2 protein-coding genes and 1 pseudogene are annotated in these 2,191 nt (G+C 42.6%); 2 read left to right on the top strand and 1 reads right to left on the bottom strand.

The window, feature by feature from the left end; all coding sequences use genetic code 11:
* Both FTT84_RS18320 and FTT84_RS17585 read left to right on the top strand, forming a co-directional pair.
* A pseudogene (locus FTT84_RS18320) lies at window positions 1-133 on the top strand (hypothetical protein); the annotation flags it as partial.
* 67 nt (window positions 134-200) lie between these two features.
* Window positions 201-665: an ATP-binding protein gene (locus FTT84_RS17585; RefSeq protein WP_071830580.1), complete on the top strand. Its 465-nt coding sequence runs from the start codon at window positions 201-203 to the stop codon at window positions 663-665.
* A 73-nt stretch (window positions 666-738) separates the two neighbouring features.
* On the opposite strand, the gene mph is transcribed toward FTT84_RS17585, so the two are convergent.
* Window positions 739-1,626 carry an Mph(E)/Mph(G) family macrolide 2'-phosphotransferase gene (gene mph / locus FTT84_RS17580; protein ID WP_071830579.1) on the bottom strand — a complete coding sequence of 296 codons (888 nt, stop codon included), beginning with the start codon at window positions 1,624-1,626 and terminating at the stop codon, window positions 739-741.
* Window positions 1,627-2,191 lie beyond the last annotated feature (565 nt).

Below are 2,191 nucleotides of genomic sequence, written 5' to 3'. Positions count from 1 at the left end.
TCGCGGTGACCACCGCCATCGTGTCGTGATCGGCAAGGATACGCGCCTGTCGGGCTATATGCTTGAACCCGCGCTCACAGCCGGTTTCACCTCGATGGGCATGGACGTATTCCTTTTTGGCCCGCTGCCGACAACGTAATAGGAAGAATAAACGCCCTTTTCACCCAAGTCCAAATTAATTTGCCGATTCCATAATCAGGGTGTATTACAATTCCATAGAGTTTTTCAATCCAGGTGGTTTAGCTGATAACTTAACGATTGATCAGCTTCTTCGTGAAGATTACTCGCCATGGGCGCGCAATAAAAGGATATCTGCCACGTTCAAAGAAGCGCATTTTATTGAAAAATATGGGTCAGGCATCAAACGAATCCAAGAAGGCTTCGCATCCTATGGTCTGCGTCCCCCTGTCTTTGAAAATTTCCAGCACGGTTTTCGAGTTATTGTCTCATCAAAGCTACTTTTCGAATCTAATGAGGGAGTAAGTGAGGGAGTAAATCTACTATTTAATCAGATAAGAACTAATCCAGGAAAGCGTGCACCATTTTTAGTAAACGAGCTATTAGTTCCTGTCAAGATAGTAGAGCGGTGGCTCAAAATCTTAAGAGATGATCATAAAATCGAGTTTCGAGGAGCTCCTAAAAGTGGAGGATACTGGCTAAAATAGAAATCAATGATACTCTTAAGTGGCACCAATCGAACTCCTATTTTAGCATTTAAAAAAGTATCCTCACATCATTTTATTGAACAATACCTAAGGCTGCTCTGGCGGCATTGATATGATTATCGTCGTTGCACTCTACCGCAAAAGCGCCATATGCTAATGGAGCTGCAGCAGCCCTCTCTATAGATTGTTCGTAGAGCCTATCCCATATCGTTCCGCCTTGTTTAGCATACTCCGTTATCAAACTCTTCAGGCTATCCTCTCCAAAAACCGATACGTGACCAGAAAAGTCCAGTGCAGGATCACCCATATGCGCAGTAGACCAATCTATGATACCAGAGGTCTTACCTTCCTTCGAGGTTAAGACATGCCCTGCATAGAGATCGCCATGGATGAAACAAGTGAATTCAGGCCACAAAGGGTCATTGTCCAACCATCTACGGTATCTGTTTTCCAACGGCTCGCTGATACCTATCTCAGATTTCACCAAGTGGATACGGTCAGCTATTTCGGTCCTCAATTCACTTGGAGTCATTATTTTCAAGTTGCTCTTTCTCACATCGTCAGCTGTAATACGATGTAATTCGGCCAATGATTTTGCCAGAGACTCCACATAAGCTATGCTATCGCGATCTATGTTCCAAGAAACCTCATGTGTTATCGCATCGAATGTCAGAGCAGGCGCATCCTCCAGTAAAGGGTAGGCTATTAGGCGCTCCGATACAATTTTCCAATCAGGGACATTGATCGACAGGTTTCTTTTGGCTAAATCCAATATTCTACTTTCATTTTCGATTTGTTCAAGCATATCGCTTCTTCGAGGTATACGGAGTACCCAGTTCTCACCGTTTACTTCCTTTACAAAGGCAACTCTAAAGTCGATGCCCATCTCATTGACACTCATCTCTTCCGAAATTCTCAGCCCATGCTCTAGGGCTAATGTTTGCATATCTTCGATTGTCATTTCTATACTGTTTTCTTTTATTAAATTGGTACCAGTTCCCCCGACAGGACATTCTGAATGTCATATACAGGTGTAACACTTTACCCATATTCTTTTCGTATGGATAACACTTCCCATCAGGGAACAAAAATCTGATACATGAATTAATTGTGAGACAGTAGACCTACTGTCGCATTGAAGCCATCTCGGCGACTATTTGATTAGGAAAACCAAGGCTTTGCCATCATAGCCTTATCATAGAAGTATAACATAGTTGTAAAGATAGAAAATTATTTTTTATTCATCCATGATGTTATTATTTTATAATAACATCATCTAAACATGTCCTGTCGCTCTTTTGTGCTGTGATATTTCATACCTATTAACTGCTTTCGTTTGAATTATACGACGTTCTACTCACAATAGGGCAAGGGTTACTCATTCCGTAGGATGCGGTTCACGTATAGGAAGAATAAACGCCCTTTTCACCCAAGTCCAACAGCTTTGGACCGCAGTTGACTCTTTCGACACCCCTGCGATGCAACCCAATCCGGCTGACGGGGAGCCAGCAACGCTGAAAATTTAC

This window comes from Acinetobacter sp. YH01019 (genome assembly GCF_013420285.1).
GTDB classification, from domain to species: domain Bacteria; phylum Pseudomonadota; class Gammaproteobacteria; order Pseudomonadales; family Moraxellaceae; genus Acinetobacter; species Acinetobacter gandensis.
Note: the sequence above shows the minus strand (reverse complement) of the source record. Positions and strands in the feature narration are given on the sequence as shown.

Coding starts and splice junctions, on each gene's coding strand:
- mph (WP_071830579.1), bottom strand. CDS start 1,626: ATGACAATCGAAGATATGCAAACATTAGCCCTAGAGCATGGGCTGAGA.